1 protein-coding gene is annotated in these 723 nt (G+C 37.5%); it reads left to right on the top strand.

Going from position 1 to position 723, the window contains the following annotated elements; all coding sequences use genetic code 11:
- Nucleotides 1–132 precede the first annotated feature (132 nt).
- Nucleotides 133–723: TetR/AcrR family transcriptional regulator (locus tag DBR11_RS27435; protein ID WP_108555734.1), on the top strand; the 591-nt coding region annotated here is incomplete at its 3' end.

The raw sequence follows: 723 nt of genomic DNA, 5'->3' as shown, positions 1-723 counted from the left end.
TTTTCAGGCCGGTTAAATCCTGGGATATGAAGTCTAATTGCATTTATATCAGCTAGTCAATAGAAATTGTGCAAATATCCCTTGAAAAATCCGTTGAAAAACCGGAAATTTCAAGGCACCAATTTTCCAAAAATGACAAGAAAAATTACCAGTGGCCCTATCAGAAATAAAGAAAGAACCAAAAGCAAACTTTTAAAAGCAGTTGGTGCTATTTTAAAAAAAGAAGGTTTTGCAGGATTAAATGTAAGCCGGGTGGCTTCAAAAGCTGATGTGCACAGAAAATTGATTTACGAGTACTTTGGAGGAATGGAGAATCTTGTACGGGAGTATTTGAATAACAAGGATTACTGGAGGGTTAGTCTGGAACAGATCGATGAAATTATAGAGGAAAGCAAGGACGATTTCGGCAAGAAGACCGCCTATATTCTTTTAGAAAGTCAGTTTGATGCATTAATGGAAAACGAAGAAATGCGTAAAATTATCAACTGGGGATTAAGTGAGGATTTCAAACCTCTGACAGATCTGAATAAAGAACGCGAACGTCTGGGAGAAGAGTTTTTTAGTAGAATTACCGATGATTTTTTCAGGGATAAGGAAATAGATCTAAGGGCAGTAGAAGGTCTTCTCATTGGGGGTATTTACTACCTAACGCTTCAGGCCAAGATGAGCGGTGAAACCATGTGCGGTATTGACATTAATACATTGGAAGGACAGGAAAAAATA

The organism is Pedobacter sp. HMWF019, from assembly GCF_003061025.1.
Taxonomy (GTDB): domain Bacteria; phylum Bacteroidota; class Bacteroidia; order Sphingobacteriales; family Sphingobacteriaceae; genus Pedobacter.
The sequence above is the reverse complement of the archived record's forward strand: the minus strand, read 5'-3'. Positions and strand labels throughout refer to the sequence as shown.